Below are 16,109 nucleotides of genomic sequence, written 5' to 3'. Positions count from 1 at the left end.
CATGCAATATCAAACAAAAAAAGTGCGGCAGGACCGCTTCATCGCCCTTCTGTTCACCATACTGGACTGTGTCCTGCTTTTGGCTACGGTTTTTATGCTCTTTGCGGCCATCTCCGTACCCATGGGCTCCCTGATCGTGATCTTCTTTTTGTTTGTCCTGCTGGAGATCTTTTTTTTCAACAGAGGGCGCAGAAAATATGGAATGCTGAAGCGCGCTCCCTTCTATTACAATAAGATCATGGAGTTCCCGCTCTACACGATGGACCAGGTGGCCCGGGTCATGCGGGTCTCCTCCGAAGCGGCCCGAACAGAGGTATCGACTCTCATCGAAGCAGGATATATCACTGACGTTCGCTTCGATCATTCAGAAAACCGCGTGGTCCTTCCTGGCTGGGAGTCCCCATCCTCCGACGGGGAAGAAGAGTACGAAGACGAAGAGTACGAGGACTGCGGCGAGGACGACGACGGCTGTGAGTATCAGGAGGAAGAGACGCCGGCAGCCCCGGCCTATATCAGAGTGATCTGCAAAAACTGCGGCGCATCAAATTCCCTTCTGGAGGGAAGCCGCGGCGAATGCGAATACTGCGGTTCGCCTCTGAATGCATAGCCTCGGGCTCACCTTCACAAGGTGAACTTTTTTGAAACATACGGAAATATCTGCGGACGATATTTCCTATGTTATAAAAAAAGACGCTCCCCCGCGGAATGTTGATTTTCCGCAGGCTGGAGCGTCTCTTTTATTCTCTTATTGGTCTTCATCCTCATTGAGCACCATTCTGTGAGCGGCCATCACCTTTTCATCGTAGCAGGCAAAGGATTCTTCCACAAAATTCCTCGGCAGTTTCGGCGTTACCAAGCTGATCAGCGGAACGATCAGCAGGGACAGGATCATGGACAGCGCTCCCGCACTGGTAGGCGTTGTGAATGTGAGAAACAGATTCGACACATTGATTCCGATGCCGCAGATCAGTCCGGCCCAGACCCCCGCGGCAGTGGTCTTTTTCCAGAAGAGACCGAAGATAAAGGGGCCCAGGAAGCAGCCCGCCAGCGTCCCCCAGGAAAGCGACATCAGGGACGTGATCAGGCTGTTGGGTCTCAGCGCGATGATCACGGAGATCAGTACGAAGAGACCGCACAGCAGACGGATGGTCCGCACCTGCTCCTTCCCGTTCATCTTCTGCTTGAACAGCGGCTTCAGAAAGTCCAGCGTAAAGGTGGAACTGGAAGCGATGACCAGAGACGACAGCGTGGACATGGAGGCGGACAGCACCAGGATCACCACCACGCCGATGAGAAGATCGGACAGATTGCCCTGGATCATCGTCGGAACGATATCGTCAAAAGCCACCGTTCCGTCCGCCGCAGGCTGAACGAAAAGCCGTCCGAAGGAGCCGTGAAAATAGGATCCTCCGGCTACGATCAGCGCGAAGACCGTAGAGATCACGGTGCCTGTCTTGATGGCTTTTTCATTTTTTATGGTGTAAAACTTGTGCACCATCTGGGGCAGTCCCCAGGTCCCCAGACTGGTAAGGATCACCACGCTGAGAAGTCCCACCGGATCAGGCCCGAAGAAAGAGGCATAGGCCCCCTGAAAGGCCGGATCCGCCGTATTTTCGATCTGCGACATACCGATCATGGCGGACAGCAGTCCGCCCTGGCTGGAAAGCGTGGTCATGACCACGGCAGCGATGCCGATCAGCATGATGACGCCCTGGATCAGGTCGTTCAGCGCAGCCGCCATGTACCCCCCTGCCATGACGTAGATCGCGGTCAGCACGGCCATCCCGATCATGCAGAAGCGGAAATCCACCCCGAAGGCCATGGAAAACAGGCCGGAAAGCCCTTTGTAGACCGATGCGGAATAGGGCACTAAAAAGATAAAGATAATAACGGAGACCACGATCTTAAGGGGCGGACACTGATACCGTTTGGCGAAGAAATCCGGCATGGTGGCCGATTCAAAATGCTTCGTCATGATCCTGGTCCGCCGTCCCAGCATCACCCAGGCCAGCAGGCTTCCGATCAGCGCGTTTCCCAGTCCGATCCAGGTGGCCGACACACCATAAGCCCAGCCGAACTGACCCGCATATCCCACAAAAATAACGGCGGAGAAGTAGGATGTCCCGTACGCGAAAGCCGTGACCCAGGGGCCCACATTCCTTCCGCCCAACACGAAATCTCCCACATTGGCCGTATGCCTGCGGCAGTACAGCCCCACTCCCACCGTTACCGCAAAAAACAAAATGAGCAGTGCAATTTTGATGACCATGATTCCTACCTCCTGCCCTTTCGGGCCGGCCGCGCCGGCTTCCGCCGCCCGCGGCCTCTCCTGCTTTCCTTCCATACTGCTTCCGGCGCTCTTTTTTCCTGTCGCCGGCTTCCGATCCCCGCCGTTCCCGTTCCTTCTTCCTGTCTTTTTCCTACTGAACTTCTTCATCGGGAACACTGCGGTATCTATCATCAGACGGCGAGCCGGTCCTCTGCCCCCTGCACTCAGGGAAACGACTCCGGACAACAAAAAACTCCCGTCTTCTGAACATCGATCCAGAGGACGGGAGAAATTTCCCGCGGTACCACCTCAGTTTGCCAAAACCTCGCGGCTTCGGCCTCGTCAAGTACGGCTGCAGCTGCAGCTTATACTCCATCGCTGTAACGGGCGCTCCCGGCTCCAGCCTACTTGTTTGTCCCTCCGGCGCTTTTCGCGCGCCGTTCTGCGCAGATCTCCGCGGCGGACTCCCGTTTGGCGGGCGGCTCTCAGAATGTATTCCGTTTCATGTATTCACCGCGCCTCTCACCATCCGGCAGCTCTCTGTGGCTATCCATTCACGTACTTCTTTCCGGTCTTTGCCTTTTCCATATTGGTTGCTATGGGGTTAATTTTAGCATTGAAAAAAAACGCTGTCAACTGTTTTTCTGATTTCCAAATTTTCTGAACCCGCGGTCCCTGCAGAACCTGCGGCTGCCGCCGCCCCGCGGGAAGCCCCGTATTCCTTTATTCTCCGATCACATTGATCTGGCACGCCTTCATGGCCTGCAGCGCGTTTCTGTGGCTCTCGGGAGTCACCCCTGCGCAGCAGGAAGCGTCCACCGTTATCTTCACCTCCGGCAGAAATGCCTTAATGAGCAGCGCATTGGAGATCACGCAGATATCGGTGCACAGACCCACCAGCTCCACTTCGTCGATCTCGTTTACGTTTTTGTGGATGCTGGCCAGGGACTCCGCCAGTTCTTTCGATCCAAATGTAGTTTTCTCATAGACGTTTGTCTGATTCAGTCCTTTCACCGCGCAGGCGATCTGCCAGCCCTGGGTCCCCTTGATGCAGTGTTCCACCGGGAGATTTCTTCCCTCCTGGGTGTTCAGATAGTCTTCGCCGTGGGTGTCGGCGGTGTAGACCACCGTTCCGCCTGAGAGCTGATACCCGCCCACTTTATTCGCCACACGCTCCACGATGGCCCGGGCCTCCGGCGTTCCCAGAGAACCGTCTATGAAATCATTCTGCATGTCCACTACCACCAGTATTCTGTTCATTTTCTATCCTCCGCTATTTTATTAAAAAAACTTTTCGCTATTCTATCTTCCATGACCGCCCTGTTCAAACAGCTTCGGCAGGCTTTCTCCATACGGCGGGTAGGCAATGCCTTTCTCCGTCACCACGGCGGTGATGTACTTGGCGTCTGTCACATCAAAGGCAGGATTGTAGGTGTTGATCCCAGCAGGCGCCATAGGCCTTTCATACCACATTTCGGAGATCTCCTCACCCCTGCGGAGCTCGATGGTAATGTCGTCCCCTGTGGGCGTGGCCAGATCGATGGTGGAGGAAGGCACAAACATATAAAAGGGTATGCCGTATTCCTTCGCCAGGATCGCCACCCCTGAGGTCCCGATCTTATTTGCGCCGTCGCCGTTGGCCGCCATGCGGTCGCAGCCCACCACCACCGCGTCGATCCAGCCGTTTTTCATAACGATGGAGGCCATATTGTCGCAGATCAGCGTCACCTGGATGCCGGCCCGGGAAAGCTCCCAGGCGGTCAGCCTGGCGCCCTGCAGCAGAGGTCTGGTCTCGTCGGCAAAGACCTGAAAATCGTAGCCTTTTTCATGCCCTACATAGAGGGGGGACAGTGCCGTTCCATACTTTGCCGTAGCCAGAGTTCCCGCGTTGCAGTGGGTCAGGATGCCCATGCCCGGCCGAAGCAGCGTCAGCCCGTGCTCGCCCATGGCTCTGCAGGCGGCCTCGTCCTCCCTGCGGATCGCTTCCGCCTCAGCGCGCATGGTCTCCTTCATTCTCTCCACCGCCGCTGCGCCGCTCTTTCCCCTTTCATCCGCCGCCCTGTTCCGTTCCCCGTCCGGTCCGTCCTTTTCCGCCGTCAGACGCCGGTCCAGCCGTTCAAGCGCCCAGGACAGATTCACCGCCGTGGGCCTGGACGAATTGAGATACTCCTTCACCAGGAGAAATTCCGCGTAAAACCCTTCCGGATCGGTCTCGGCGCTGCCCCGCAGCGAAACGTACGCTCCGTAAGCCGCCGCCACGCCGATAGCCGGCGCGCCTCTGACTCTCAGTCTGTAGATCGCATCCCAGACATCCTCTTTCGTGGTCAGCTCCACGTATTCCGCACGTCCCGGAAGCTGTGTCTGATCCAGGATCAAAAGTCTGTCTTCCGTAAATTTTACCGGCTCCGCCAACGCTGTCAACATTTCCTTATCCTCCGCCCGCAATTCTCCCCTGTTCTCCGCCGTATCGCCCTGACGGATCACAGAAATATTCCATTTCATCATACCATGGGCGGCGGCGTTCGTCCAGCGCAGGCACGCGGGATCTGCTCCTCCATCTGCAGGCGGCACAAAAACAGCCCGCATGGCCGGATCCGTCTGCGATCGATGCAGACGGCCGCCCTGCGGGCTGTCGTTTCTTCGCGGCTTGTGGATGCCTGCGAAGCGCAGGAGACGGCCGGTCTTCCGGCCGCTCCTCTCCCCCCGGGTGTGGGCCGGGGGGGCCTTCTTCCGCAGTCCCGGTGTGGGCCGGACCGCAGATTCGTATCTATTTATATGTTAGATACTGACTTATTATTGGGCCGGCGTGATCCAGTCGGCGTATTTGCCCGTGGGCCAGCCGTAGTGGATCAGCAGCAGATTCAGATCGTCCGTACCGATGGCCGAATATTCCTCCCCATCGGCGAAATTGAACAGATCGAAGCCCGGCAGCTCCGGATTGATCTGGCCTACCCAGTTCTTCACATAGATATCCAGATCCCGGTAATCAATGATGTTGTCCATATTCACATCGCCCGGATACAGCTTCAGCGGCGCATTCTGCGATGCGATAAGAAATTCCTCCGCCGCCGGTATGGTCAGCCCCTGGTATCCCGTCTTCTTGTTGGGCGCCACAGACCGGGTCAGGTATCTGGTCTGGCTCAGGGTCAGCGTATAATTGCCCGGCTTGATATATTCCGTAAACTCAAATCTGCCGTTTTCGTCGGTATATACCGTCTGCGATCCGCCGATGCCGTCGATGTCCACCCGGATCCCCTTATTGGCGCCCAGCTCCGTCTTTCCGGCCAGCGAAACGTAACCGTAGACTTTGGAAGGTTCCGCCGAATAGGCCACCGGGATCTTGCTGGTCTCAACAGGACCTGAGGAATCTCCCCACTTCCGCACCACCGATACGGCGATCTCTCCGCCGGCGCTGTCCAGCAGACCGGCCGTGGCAAACTTGAAGTACGGCGTCTGGGCTTCAGTCAGCGGACCCACTTTCATGTAAGGCTCCGTGTCGTCGTAGCTCGAATAAAAATAGATCGTATCGCCTACCGCAAGGCCGTCCTTGATCTCCACCGTGTCGTCCTTGCTCCCCAGCAGGTTTTTCACCACGATATTGTTGATGTTCAGCGGGGAATCCAGGTTGATCACGCTCACCTTGACGGAGGCGCTCACTCCGGAGATCTGGTCGGTTACAGTGATCGTCTCGTAGACAGGCGTGGGCGACACCGGCGTCGCCACCTGATTGGATGAGATCACTCCCGTACCGTTGAAGTTGATATAGCCTGCCGTAGTGGTAGGCGTATAGGTCCAGACCAGATCGGTGGAGTAGACATCCTGAGGCGCGATCTCCAGCAGGTCCTCCAGATCCTTCTCCATATTGAAGGGCAGCCGGACGATCTCCTGTTTGAACTTCATCTCGCTGGCCTTGAACTGCACCTTGATGCGGATGGAGTCGCTGACCGACGGATCGTACAGGGACGCCACCTTCAGGATGACATAATCGTCGCCGTAGGTCGTCTTCAGCGGCTGGATGGTCACCGACGCATTGGTATCATCTGTGGCCGGCGTGCTGGTCACGATCCGCACCGGACAGGTCGCCAGCGTGGTGTCTAGGGGATTGCCGCCCTTGTCCAGCAAACTCCAGGTCACAAGCTTGTTCTGAGCTGCATCCCCCTGCACTACAGGAAATTCCACTGTAAACGTCCGATTTTCCTTCGGTTCCTCTTCTGAATCGTTTCCCAGTTTATTCTGGTAGATCTTTTCCTCTATGGCCGGTACGCCCGCCGCCGTGTTTTCACTGTATTTTTTCTCCTTGATATGGATAAACTCCGGCGGATCAAAGGATTTGACGTAAACGTCCAGATCGCTGGTCAGCGTCGTATTGATCCGCGCCGCAGCATGGAACCGGATCCACCCCACCTTCGTCTGCGAGAAATTGTCGGGCAGCTTGAATTTCAGGTATGTATCCTTCTGTTCCACGATGGTGATGTAGTCGGTCAGGGTGATCGAGTTGTCGTCATTGGGACCCATCAGCGTCACGGTCCAGTCCGCCTGCGGAAAGGAGGCGTCCTCCGGATTGGCCTTTACCTTCACGGTGTAGATCTCGTCCGTGTTTTTATTATTGATGGCCCTGCTGCCCTGCCCGGCGCCCTCGATGTCGCTGGCTACGTCCACCGGGCTGCCGTCCGCCCGCACAATATCCAGGCTGATGGCGTTGAGATTCTTTACCGTGGTGGCGATCTTCGGAAATGCTCCTGTGTCGAAGGCATAGGATATTACCTCTGCCACGGAATAGGGATTGTTGATGCTCCAGTAAGCGCCGTAGTCAAACTCCTGCTTCGACGCCACGTCAAAGCCCGGATCTCCCTTTGACGGCGCGTTGCTCCTGGTGGCGATATCAAAGGCCGCCAGCGTGTTTGCCGGCGTGGAGCCCACTGCCATGAAAGCCACGCTGAACATTTTCTGCGCGCCCTCGATCTGCGCCTTGTAAGCCGGGCTGTAGCCCAGCACGCTGACCCAGCCGTCCTTGTTGTTTACCTTTGGATAGGTGCCCTCTACGCCGGAGCCCAGCGCGCCGTTGAGCCAGTTTTCACTGGTAAAGAGCTGCTGGATGCCGCTGGTGCTGCCCAGTCCCGCCGTCACCGTAGATTCCGGATAGCGTTCGCCGTTCAGATCCACCGCTTTGACATAGGTGGGATTGAAGCGGATGGGGACAAGGAAGGTATGCAGTTTTCCGAAATCTTCAAAGTATACGTTCAGTTTGAAGATCTGGCCTGCCGGCACCGCGTCGTCTCCGATCATACCGTCCGGCAGATCCACCGGCGACTGCCCCTCCACCGTCTTCCGCACCTGATTGGGATGCTCCGCTGTGGGATTCGCCGTATAGGTCACTTTCTTTGACTGATTTCCGTAAATGCGGTTGACTTCCAGTTCAACGTACATGCCATTTTTGGTAAAGGGCTTGGAGGGCGGCATGTCGGGAACAGTCTCCGTGGTCTCTCCGGGCTTTGGGCTCACCGTGGTGCCGTTGCCCGCCGTGCCGCTGCTGTTGCTGCCTGTAAAATAGGAGTCGCCCTTCAGCGTATAGATCGTGACGGAATTGGTGGTGGGCGTCAGTCCCACGATGGTGTCTTTCTGAGAGACTTCCGCAAAGATCTGCGTGGGCTTATATATTTTTGATTGCGCCGATTCCGATGTGGAGATCATATTATTCGTATTTGTTCCCGTGGCGTAGATCGTATTGTCGTCGCACAGGATCAGTGCGTTCCACGACGTCAGGTACGCCCGTACCGCCTTCTTGCCGTAAAGGCTGGCGTCAAAGAATTTCTCCGGCACGGAGACCGCTGAATGTGCATATTCATGGCCGCAGGTCTCCTGAGCATCATTTCTTTTCATAAAACGCTGTTCATGGTCGCAGCCCCAGCCCCAGACGTTTCCGTCCACATCCACAGCCACAAAAGCCACGTCCTCCGCGTGAGCGGCTGCTGTGAATTTTACGCCGCCCAGCGCCTCAGAGACATTATAGAGAGTCCCGTAGGCTGTACTATAGCCTCTGGACGCCCCGTTGCCTAATCCGTGATACGAATTCGATCCTGCCATGAAGAGCGTTCCGTCAGTGCAGATGATCATGGTGGCATAAGCAGCCATATTCACGATCTCTTTGATCTGCCGCGGATTTCCGTCGGCTCCGTTTCCCAGCGCCGCGCGGTAATCGTCGATCTTGATGGGTTTCAGCTCAGCCCCCGCCTCGTCTGTCAGGCAGTAATAGCCCGTATTGCCCGAGGCGTTCAAATAAGAGTACCAGTCTCCGTTTTCATCTTTTGCAAAAAAGGCTCGTCCGCCTACATTGGAGAGATACACGATCTTCTTGCCCGCCGGCGACTCATAGAGCTTCGTCACGGTATTGGTCAGCCGGTAGATCGTTCCGTACTCGGTCAGGGCCAGATTCAGCGCTCCCCAGTTGGCGCTGACCTGCACCACATCGCCGTCGAATTTGTCCGCCGGCACCTGAACCGGATAAGGTACAGGAAATGAACTGGAAGTATTGCCCTCCGGCGTTTCATAGGAGCTGATGCCCAACTGATTGGCATTGCCCCAGACAAACAATTTTCCATCTACGATCTTGGCCATTCCGGACCAACCGGTATTGGTCATCCTCGTACTCTCGATCTGATCCCACGTGGCCGCAGTAGCGTTGCCGGCGGCGTAAGCCTCCGGCGTGGTCCCCTGGGCCAGCGGAATGCCGCTCACCAGCATCGCCGCCGCCAGCAGGCATGTCAGGATGCGTCTCCCCGCCCTGCCGCCGGTCCTTCTCTTCTTCGGCATATTCCTTTCCTCCTTTTTCTGTGTGTTTCTATCCTTTCAACTTTCGTCCTCGTCTCATCCCATGGCTCTACAGCAGCTGCTGCTCCGCCATCCCCTGCACCGCGCCCAGTATGCGCGCCGCCTCCGCCCGCGTGGCGCTTCCATCCGGGCTGAATCGCCCGCCTCCCGTCCCGCTGATGATCCCCGCCCTTGCCAGCGCGTAGACCGCATCCTTGGCGTAGCCTGCGATCTCCCGGTCGTCGGCGAACACCGCCACCGTCTCCGTCTGCGGCAGGCGGATCCCCGCCTTCTCGCAGGCCCGGCTCACCATCAGCGCCAGATCCTGACGGCTGATCCTCTCTTCCCCGCCGAACCGCTCCGGCCCGGTTCCGCTGACGATCCCTTTTCTGTATGCGCTCCCGATATAGGCGTAAAAGGGATTGCTCCTCTGAATGTCCGCAAAGGGCATGCTTCCTCCCCCCTCGTACAGACTCAGCGCGGCCACCGCCATCTTGGCAAACTGCTCCCGGCTCACCGCCTCCTCCGGACGGAACCGTCCTTCTCCCATCCCGCTGACGATCCCCAGCTGCGCCAGACGGCCGATGTCCGCTTGGGCCCAGGGCACGCTGTCCAGATCGTGAAACCGCTGCTCCGCCCGTTCTTCCACGGTGATCGTACCGCCTGCAGGCGCCTGCACGAGCAGCGCCTCATGCTCCCTGTCCCAGCGGCTCACCGCCAGGGGCGCAGGCGTTCCCGTATAGCCGAAGGCCCGGTCGGTCATGGCCACGGGCGCCGTCCCGCTGTCCGGCTCCTCTGCCTTCCAGGGCAGGATCAGCCGCAGGGCCGGGCTGCCCAAGCCCCCCGCCTCCGCTCCGTCGATCTGCAGCGACACGGCGAGAGCCCTGCTGCTTCCGCCGGTCTCCTTCGCCGGCTTTACGCTGACCCGCAGCCAGGAGCCGGTCTTCAGTTTCCCCCGGACCGCCTCTCTGTCCAGCCCCACATAGCCGTAGGGCGTCTCCAGATAGACCATCCCCCCGCCGGCCTGGGCCGTCAGGGGCGCCCCGGGCAGATTCACCGCGTATTCCTCCTTGTCGATGCGCTGCTCCGGCATCTTTACCAGCAGCGTCTCCGTTTTCCCTTGGCCGTAAAGAACGCTCTCGGCCACCTCATATTCGTCTGTCTCCCAAATGACTCCGTCGGCCCCTCTGCGGATCTGCGCCGTGCAGGTCTCCGCCTCCCCGTAGGGCCAGCAGTCCGGACGCTGCGTCTGGATCAGCACCGCTTCCTTCGCCGGTTCCTCCGGCTGCGGATCGGTCCCTGGCTGCGGCGTCCCGCCTCCCCCGGAGGGAGTCTCCCCCGGGTTCAGCGTGGCCGGCGGCACCACCGGCCGATTCTCCATCTCCGATCCGTCGGTCACCCGAAAGGCCGGAAAGGGCACCTTCTCCGTACAGGTCTCCGACTCCACCCGGTCCATCTGGTCGATATTCCCATCCGTCTTATCCACATAGGATACCTGCATCCCCCTGGGCGAGCCCGGATCGTATTCCTCCGCGCTGCTTCCGTCCGCCGCCGTGGCGAAGTGCAGTCCCGGATCTCCCGGCGCCAGCGCCTTGAAATACACTTCCAGAAACATCTGCTCTTCCGTCCCCGCGGTGGGCGCGTTCGTGTAGTACAGGAACTTCGCAAACCCCGTCTCGTTGTTGATATACGGGTACCCGGAAGCGCCCGTCCCGTCCCCACGGGCAAAGACCGGCTTCCCGTTCCAGTACAGCGCCTCATACGCGTCGTTGAGGCTGTTGTCATAACACGCCTCTCCCGGCCGGAAGCCCGCTCCTCTGACCAGATCGCTCTCCGTCTTTCGTCCCGTGCTCACCGGCTCTCCGGTGTTCTCATCCACCACGGCCGCCACGGCCGGGTCCCAGGACAGCGGGATCGACACCGCCGCCGGATCCATCCCTTTGATCCAAAACTGCACTCGGAATCGCTCCCCCGCAGTCACCCGGCTCACCTCTCCCCCGTAGCTCACGACTCGGACGGCAAACCCTTCCTCTCCGTCAGACCAGCCGGCTCCCGCCCTGCTGTCCGCTCCCGCAGCCGGCCCCGCCGCTGTCAGAAGCATCGTGGACAGGAGCAGAAGGCTGACGCATCGTCTCACTCCGTTATGCATCCTGTTCTCTCGTTTCTTTTCTCTTCCGTTCCTGTTGTCTCTTCTCATCTCATTTTCTCTTTCCGCAGGCCGCGGGCGGGACGGTCCAACGCCGCCCCGTCCGCTTCCGCGGCTGCTGCTATGATGGTTTCGTTCCTTCTTTCGCGCCCCTTATCTCAGCACGTCTCCGATATCCGCGTTCACCGCGCTGATGATCTGCTCATAGGCCCAGTGCGCCTTCGTCACATCGCTGGGTGCGATGGCTCCGCTTCCCTTTATGTTCAGCGCCTGATTCAGCATCGTCACCACTTCCGCTCTGGTGATCTGGTTCTCCGGCCGGAAGGTGTTGTCCGCATAGCCGGCGGTGATCCCTTTCTCCTTCAGCGCGCTGATGTAGCCTTCCGCCCAGTGGCCTCCGGCGTCGGTGAAGCTGCTGCTCCCCTGGCCGCTGATGCCCATGAAGTTGGCCAGGCAGGCTGCGAATTCCGCTCTGGTGATCCGGTTGTCCGGACGGAAGCTTCCGTCCTTGTACCCGGAGAAGATGTTGTTCGACGCCGCGTAGTTCACAAAGTCCCTGTACCAGTCGCTTCCCACGTCGGTGAAGTCTCCGGTGTAGCTCTTCTCACTGTCAAAGCCCTTGGACAGCTTGGCCAGCACCGTGGCCACCTCCGCTCTGGTCATGTTGTTGTCCGGGCGGAAGGTCCCGTCCGCATAGCCCTCGATGTAGCCGCTTCCCTTCTGGTACAGAGCGGTCAGCGTCACTTTGCCCGTTACCTTATACTGGCTCAGGTCGATGACGGTCTTGCCGTCCGCGCTCCAGCCCAGGAAGACGTAGCCCTTGTCCGCCTTCACTTCCGGCGCATTCTTGATCTTCCCGTCTTTCTCCACGGAGAGACTGGCCTTGCCCTCCAGCGTTCCGTGGGCTCCGGCCTTGAATTCGACGGTGTAGCTCTGGGTGACGGCAGAACCGCCGCCTCCGCCTCCGCCGCCGTGGCCGCCGCTGCTTCCGCTGTTTCCGGCTTTGGGCGTGGCTTTGGCTTCATTGGAGAACGGACCGTCGCCGATGGCGTTGGTGGCAAAGAGGGACACCTTATATTCCAGATCGTTGGTGGCCGGATCCAGCGTGTAGGACGTGGCGGTCTTCACCGCGGTCTTCGTCACCGTCACCTCGCCCTGGATCTCGTGGATGGCCGCGCTGGTGGTCACCAGATGCTCAATGCCGCCCTCGCTCACATAGAATGCGCCGCCGGAGGCATACCCCCCGATCGCGTCGATGCCGCCTGTGGTCGTAATGGACTGGCTGCCGTATTCATATTTGACCGCCGGTTCGGTGGACACCACGCCCTGGTATTTGAAAAGCAGGGTGTAGCCGGTGATCTCCGATCCGTTGTCATTGGGTCTGGTCCAGTTGGCGGTCAGCTTCTTATCTCCCGCGGTCAGCGTCAGAGCCGGCGCGTCCGGTTCCGCCTGAACGGTGAAGACGGCGCTGCTGCTCACCGCCTGATAGTTGGCGTCGCCTGCGAAGCTGGCCGTGATGTTCACCGCGCCCTTGCTCACCGCAGTGATGTTGCCGTCTGTATCGATGGTCGCCTTACCTGTGTCGGCGCTGGTATAGGTCAACGTTACGGAGGAATCCGTGCTGCAGCTCAGCTCTGCGATGGCCGCCGCCGTGCCGCCGTAGCCTACAGCTGCAGGCGACAGGGTCAGCGTCAGCGCAGGCACGGCCTTGTCCACGGTCACCGGGATCTGAACGGTGGTTCCCGCATAGACGACCCCGTTGTTTTCACCTGCCGGAGCCGGTGTGAACACCGCGGTCTGATTCGCCGCGGTCACCGCGCCCAGCGTGGTCTCCGGAGCGCTCCAGCTCCACTGGCCCTTCACGGGCGCTCCGCCGTTTACGGCGGTCACCGCCGGAACCGGGCTGATGAGGATATCTCCCAGACGGACTCCGCCGGGCGCATAGGTCTTGCCGCCCAGGGTGGAGACCGCGCCCACGGTCACGGCTTCGCCTTCATTGACGTTGACGGTAAAGCTGATCTCCGGCGAAGCGTTGTATTTTCCGGTGACAGCGGATGCGCTGACGTAGACGGTCACCGCTCCTGTGGTAGTGGCGTCCTTCAGCGTCTTGCCGTCTGGATCCAGGACGGCCCCCGTACTGTCCGCGCTGTCGTCGATGCGGAAGGTCAGATCCGCACCTGCCGCTTTGCCGGTCACACAGGTGGTCAGATCCAGCGTGCTTCCGATGGATACCTGTCCCGCGGTTCCTGTCAGCGTCTGCGCCCCGGGAGTGATGGTCAGAGTAATACCTCCCACCGTGGCCCCTTTATAAAAGTCAGTTTCCAGAGAGTGGGCGACTACCGCATATTTGCCCGCTGTCAACGGCAGCGGACCGTCAAAAGATTCCGTCCCCACTGCCAGCGCCGCCGTTGTGGCATAGGTATAAGTGATGGAGTCGGCGCTGGTGGTGGCCGTACCCGGGGCGACGCCCTGGCCTTGTCCGTTGTATGTCACTTCCTGATCCTTGACGCTGCTGTCTACAGCCAGGTTCGGATCTGCTTTTGCAGCGGTCAGCACCGCGGCTTTCGCCGTGGCCGTGGAAGGCGATTTCCCTGTCTCCGTGTAGGAGACCACACACTGATAGGATCCGAAAGAACCCGCAGTTACAGTATCGATGGTGAGCGCTGCGGCCGTCATTGCAGACAGCGTCGTGAAGGTAGTCTTTCCCTTTTCCTGGAACATCCACTGATACTCCAGCGTATAGTCCGGCTGTTCCGGAGCCAGAGGCGTTACGCCGCCCACTGTGGTCACGTCCCCTACCGTGAAGGTGACGCTGCTGTTCAGCGCCGCTTCCGTAGTCGCCGGCGTGACGTCGCCGGCCGTGATCTCTGCGGAAGATTCCAGCAGAAGTACATCCCAGCCGGGCTGGACCACATTGTCAACTACCTCGAACGTGATCAGATACCCCTGTTCGATGATCGCGTGTTGATCTACGTCTAATTTACGCGGATCGACGATTCCCACCTGATATAAGCCGTCGGAAAATTTTCCGCCCACCGGGGCGATTACCGAAGTGGTAAAATCCGGCGTGCTGCATGTTTCCGAGAACGATCCAAAATTATAATCTTCATCGTATATGAACACTCTTACAGTCGGTTTCGACCTGACGGCCGTTCCCGTTATCACCAACACATAATCTTCAACAGGATCAGTTGCGTTATTATGCACCTGTATGTCCGATATCTCTACGATCCCGCTCGCTGCTCTCGCTCTTGTGCCGATGATATAGTCTGCAGGGGCGGCAAAGACCGCTCCTGCATTCATCGTCACCAGGAGAATCAGGACCAGAAGAAAGCTTACGGGCCTCTTCCATAGTTTCTTCATACTATCTCCTTTCTTCCTCAAACTAATTTACCTGCATTTCAGAAGCTCCGATGTTCTCCGGATCACTCAGCGTCAATCCGCCGTTGCTGAACAGTGTCAGCGTTACAGCCTGATTGGCATAAGTCTGATAGGCCAGTTTAGGCATGACCAGCTCGTACGTTTCCAGATCAGAGTCTCCCAGATTTATATTTAATCTCGTTTCGCCCAAACCCCGGGGACGAAGCGAGAGCGTCAGATAGATCCCATCCGCGCTGCGTCTTGACGTGTTGGCGCGTTTTACAGTGATCGTCGATTTTACATATGACATACCGGAAGCTTTAAACGGAGAGTGCTCGATCAGATAGATGTTGTCATCGTCATAATCCATCCAGCCAATTCCGCCGTCCGCGTACTTTATTTCGTTGTAAGCAGCCCTGAGCACCTTATTCTCGGACGCTCCGGTCAGCGGCACCAGCGTCCCTCCCGAGCCTGTGATCGTCTGACCATCCTCCTCGTCTCTCGACACATCCGGCGTGGACGTCTGATCAAAATCCACCCATCCCGCATAGGAATAGCCTGCCTTATTGATGGTGCTCACGCTCTTATCTGCATTTTCAAGCTTTTCTCCGTAAGGTACGATGGGAGCTGCGCCCAGGGCTGTCAATTCAGCTTCGCTCTTTCCTTCGTATGTCGCTCTGTTTTCATCGGTATTAGGGTCGATCAGACTTCCCGTATTCTTTGCCACGACCCGGGTCCCCAACAGAGTCCCGTCCCAATCGTAAAATGTATAAGATACGAAATCATCCGGATCTGCTGTCCCCGTACCTGCAGATATGGCGGCATCGCTGGTCTTCACCTCATTCTCCGGCGTGGGTATAGTCTGCCCCCCGGCCGGCGGCGCGTCGTCCACCGTCACATCTCCGCTGTCGCTGATGGTAAGCGGTCTTAAATAATAAAATTTATACGCTCCTGTGGCCGGGTTCTCCGCCTGATAGATCATCTGGCCTTTTACCGGCGAATAAAACGCCACCTCGTCGTCGGTCACGTACTTGATACTTTCCTTCGCCGTGTCAAAGCTGGCTCCGGGCTGATATCTGAAGCGCACGGTCACCAGCTGCTGGTCCTGCTCAAACTGCTGGGCCACCGCCGCCTCCGCTCCCATGTACAGATAACCTTTGCCGTTGCTGGTAAACGCCATCGCCGGTTTTCCGGATACGATCTCCGGCGATACGCTTTCCACTGCCTTTGCTGCGGCCCATCCATCTTTTGCCGTGTCTACGTTATTCAGCTCGATGGCAGCCGTTGTCGACCAGCGCACTAACTCCAACTGCGCCGCGTTGTATTCCAAAACCGTTCCCACTGCTTTGAACGAGCTGTCCGTACCGCCTTTGATCTTGACCGCCACTTCCATCGTCTCGCCCTTTATGTCGTTGACAGTGATGAAAACACCGGGGTTGTCCAGTGCGTCTGCAAAGCAAAACACAGGGCTCATTCCCAAAATCATCAACACTGCAAGCAGCGCCGCTATCGCTTTTCTATGCATCA

The 16,109-nt window shown here is 58.2% G+C and carries 8 protein-coding genes; 1 reads left to right on the top strand and 7 read right to left on the bottom strand.

Features of this window, described 5'->3' with window-relative positions:
* The first annotated feature begins 1 nt into the window (after window position 1).
* Window positions 2-607: a 6TM ABC transporter family protein gene (locus E0E37_RS08210; protein ID WP_130862552.1), complete on the top strand. Its 606-nt coding sequence runs from the start codon at window positions 2-4 to the stop codon at window positions 605-607.
* Between the two features lie 138 nt (window positions 608-745).
* Here E0E37_RS08210 and E0E37_RS08205 read toward each other — a convergent pair whose 3' ends face one another.
* From E0E37_RS08205 to E0E37_RS08175, 7 genes are all read right to left on the bottom strand, one after another.
* Entirely contained in the window at window positions 746-2,344 is a 1,599-nt protein-coding gene (locus E0E37_RS08205) for a sodium:solute symporter family transporter (protein ID WP_330548561.1), read from the bottom strand.
* Window positions 2,345-2,992: 648 nt separating this feature from the next.
* Window positions 2,993-3,529, bottom strand: a complete 537-nt coding sequence (locus E0E37_RS08200; RefSeq protein WP_130862550.1) for a cysteine hydrolase family protein — start codon at window positions 3,527-3,529, stop codon at window positions 2,993-2,995.
* A gap of 42 nt (window positions 3,530-3,571) precedes the next feature.
* Window positions 3,572-4,693: an S-methyl-5-thioribose-1-phosphate isomerase gene (gene mtnA / locus E0E37_RS08195; RefSeq protein WP_130862549.1), complete on the bottom strand. Its 1,122-nt coding sequence runs from the start codon at window positions 4,691-4,693 to the stop codon at window positions 3,572-3,574.
* A gap of 369 nt (window positions 4,694-5,062) precedes the next feature.
* Entirely contained in the window at window positions 5,063-9,079 is a 4,017-nt protein-coding gene (locus E0E37_RS08190) for an RCC1 domain-containing protein (RefSeq protein WP_130862548.1), read from the bottom strand.
* Between the two features lie 67 nt (window positions 9,080-9,146).
* Window positions 9,147-11,273 carry an S-layer homology domain-containing protein gene (locus tag E0E37_RS08185; RefSeq protein WP_130862547.1) on the bottom strand — a complete coding sequence of 709 codons (2,127 nt, stop codon included), beginning with the start codon at window positions 11,271-11,273 and terminating at the stop codon, window positions 9,147-9,149.
* Between the two features lie 102 nt (window positions 11,274-11,375).
* Window positions 11,376-14,585, bottom strand: a complete 3,210-nt coding sequence (locus tag E0E37_RS08180) for an S-layer homology domain-containing protein (protein ID WP_130862546.1) — start codon at window positions 14,583-14,585, stop codon at window positions 11,376-11,378.
* 22 nt (window positions 14,586-14,607) lie between these two features.
* Window positions 14,608-16,107 carry a hypothetical protein gene (locus tag E0E37_RS08175; protein WP_130862545.1) on the bottom strand — a complete coding sequence of 500 codons (1,500 nt, stop codon included), beginning with the start codon at window positions 16,105-16,107 and terminating at the stop codon, window positions 14,608-14,610.
* Window positions 16,108-16,109 lie beyond the last annotated feature (2 nt).

The organism is Bacilliculturomica massiliensis (assembly GCF_900605495.1).
Taxonomy (GTDB): Bacteria; Bacillota; Clostridia; order Peptostreptococcales; family Anaerovoracaceae; genus Bacilliculturomica; species Bacilliculturomica massiliensis.
Note: the sequence above shows the minus strand (reverse complement) of the source record. Positions and strands in the feature narration are given on the sequence as shown.

Coding starts and splice junctions, on each gene's coding strand:
- E0E37_RS08210 (WP_130862552.1), top strand. CDS start 2: ATGCAATATCAAACAAAAAAAGTGCGGCAGGACCGCTTCATCGCCCTT.
- E0E37_RS08200 (WP_130862550.1), bottom strand. CDS start 3,529: ATGAACAGAATACTGGTGGTAGTGGACATGCAGAATGATTTCATAGAC.
- E0E37_RS08185 (WP_130862547.1), bottom strand. CDS start 11,273: ATGAGAAGAGACAACAGGAACGGAAGAGAAAAGAAACGAGAGAACAGG.
- E0E37_RS08190 (WP_130862548.1), bottom strand. CDS start 9,079: ATGCCGAAGAAGAGAAGGACCGGCGGCAGGGCGGGGAGACGCATCCTG.
- E0E37_RS08205 (WP_330548561.1), bottom strand. CDS start 2,344: ATGGAAGGAAAGCAGGAGAGGCCGCGGGCGGCGGAAGCCGGCGCGGCC.
- E0E37_RS08175 (WP_130862545.1), bottom strand. CDS start 16,107: ATGCATAGAAAAGCGATAGCGGCGCTGCTTGCAGTGTTGATGATTTTG.
- mtnA (WP_130862549.1), bottom strand. CDS start 4,693: ATGTTGACAGCGTTGGCGGAGCCGGTAAAATTTACGGAAGACAGACTT.
- E0E37_RS08180 (WP_130862546.1), bottom strand. CDS start 14,585: ATGAAGAAACTATGGAAGAGGCCCGTAAGCTTTCTTCTGGTCCTGATT.